This is a genomic window from Actinomadura sp. NPDC048032 (assembly GCF_040653175.1).
Lineage (GTDB): Bacteria > Actinomycetota > Actinomycetes > Streptosporangiales > Streptosporangiaceae > Spirillospora > Spirillospora verrucosospora.
This window is the reverse complement of sequence record NZ_JBEZJP010000720.1, coordinates 1-2,217: the sequence shown is the minus strand read 5'-3', so window position 1 is coordinate 2,217 and position 2,217 is coordinate 1. Positions and strand designations below refer to the sequence as shown.

Below are 2,217 nucleotides of genomic sequence, written 5' to 3'. Positions count from 1 at the left end.
TCTGGTTGCCGACTCCCCGAGGCATATCGCAGGCTCCCACGTCCTTCATCGGCTCCTGATGCCAAGGCATCCACCGTATGCCCTTAAAAACTTGAACACACAAAACGATCAGAACAAATCGCAGATAAACAACAAACCCACAAGGAAAAAAATCCCCTGCGAGTCCGTCATCTACCAGAGATGCTCGCGTCCACTGTGCAGTTCTCAAAAAACAACCGGGCCCACCAAAACCACACCACCATGCGGTGATGCAGTCCTGGTCCCGTAGTCCGAGGCCACCGGGCTCGCGCCCGTTCCCTCAGGACCCAACAGCGTGTCCACCAGTCCGACCACCCGAACTCGTTGTTCCCACTCCCCGAAGTCACCTCCGGGGCGGTACTAGCCGAGCCGCATGAACGGCCTGGTGAATAACCAGTGCTCCACATCTATGAGCAGCCACCTGACAGACATTCGCTGTCAACGGCGGCCACCGACCCAGATCCCTCTCACGAGGCGACCTCGGCCAGTTGGTGCTCCTTAGAAAGGAGGTGATCCAGCCGCACCTTCCGGTACGGCTACCTTGTTACGACTTCGTCCCAATCGCCGGCCCCACCTTCGACCGCTCCCCCCACACAAGGTGGTTGGGCCACGGGCTTCGGGTGTTGCCGACTTTCGTGACGTGACGGGCGGTGTGTACAAGGCCCGGGAACGTATTCACCGCAGCGTTGCTGATCTGCGATTACTAGCGACTCCGACTTCACGAAGTCGAGTTGCAGACTTCGATCCGAACTGAGACCGGCTTTAAGGGATTCGCTCCACCTCACGGTATCGCAGCCCTCTGTACCGGCCATTGTAGCATGTTTGCAGCCCAAGACATAAGGGGCATGATGACTTGACGTCATCCCCACCTTCCTCCGAGTTGACCCCGGCGGTCTCCCATGAGTCCCCACCCGAAGTGCTGGCAACATGGAACGAGGGTTGCGCTCGTTGCGGGACTTAACCCAACATCTCACGACACGAGCTGACGACAGCCATGCACCACCTGTCACCGGCCCAAAAGGACCCACCATCTCTGATGGTTTTCCGGCGATGTCAAGCCTTGGTAAGGTTCTTCGCGTTGCGTCGAATTAAGCAACATGCTCCGCCGCTTGTGCGGGCCCCCGTCAATTCCTTTGAGTTTTAGCCTTGCGGCCGTACTCCCCAGGCGGGGCGCTTAATGCGTTAGCTGCGGCGCGGAATCCGTGGAAGGACCCCACACCTAGCGCCCAACGTTTACGGCGTGGACTACCAGGGTATCTAATCCTGTTCGCTCCCCACGCTTTCGCTCCTCAGCGTCAGTACAGGCCCAGAGAACCGCCTTCGCCACCGGTGTTCCTCCCGATATCTGCGCATTTCACCGCTACACCGGGAATTCCGTTCTCCCCTACCTGCCTCTAGTCTGCCCGTATCCACCGCAGACCCACGGTTAAGCCGTGGGCTTTCACGACAGACGCGACAAACCGCCTACGAGCTCTTTACGCCCAATAATTCCGGACAACGCTTGCGCCCTACGTATTACCGCGGCTGCTGGCACGTAGTTAGCCGGCGCTTCTTCTGCAGGTACCGTCACGTTAGCTTCGTCCCTGCTGAAAGAGGTTTACAACCCGAAGGCCGTCATCCCTCACGCGGCGTCGCTGCGTCAGGCTTCCGCCCATTGCGCAATATTCCCCACTGCTGCCTCCCGTAGGAGTCTGGGCCGTGTCTCAGTCCCAGTGTGACCGGTCGCCCTCTCAGGCCGGTTACCCGTCGTCGCCTTGGTAGGCCATCACCCCACCAACAAGCTGATAGGCCGCGAGCCCATCCCCAACCGAAAAACTTTCCACCACACGATCATGCGACCAGTGGTCATATCCGGTATTAGACCCAGTTTCCCGGGCTTATCCCAGAGTCAGGGGCAGGTTGCTCACGTGTTACTCACCCGTTCGCCGCTCGAGTACCCCCGAAGGGGCCTTTCCGCTCGACTTGCATGTGTTAAGCACGCCGCCAGCGTTCGTCCTGAGCCAGGATCAAACTCTCCATCAAGGTCCAACGACCAGCCAGGGGGCGAACCCCGACCAGCCAAACCTCAGGAAACAATCCCGGCATCACCATCCCCAACGGGATGGCATTGCCTCAAAGAAATCCCCACCATCCCCGAAGAGATGGCACGGGGCGACCCGGCCGAATAAAGACCGGGCCGATAAAGGCACTGGCTTTTAA

At 59.2% G+C, this 2,217-nt stretch carries 2 rRNA genes; both read right to left on the bottom strand.

Going from position 1 to position 2,217, the window contains the following annotated elements:
- Positions 1-97: ribosomal RNA gene (locus AB0C69_RS41490) — 23S ribosomal RNA — on the bottom strand; the annotation flags it as partial.
- A gap of 423 nt (positions 98-520) precedes the next feature.
- Positions 521-2,040, bottom strand: a 16S ribosomal RNA gene (locus tag AB0C69_RS41485).
- Positions 2,041-2,217 lie beyond the last annotated feature (177 nt).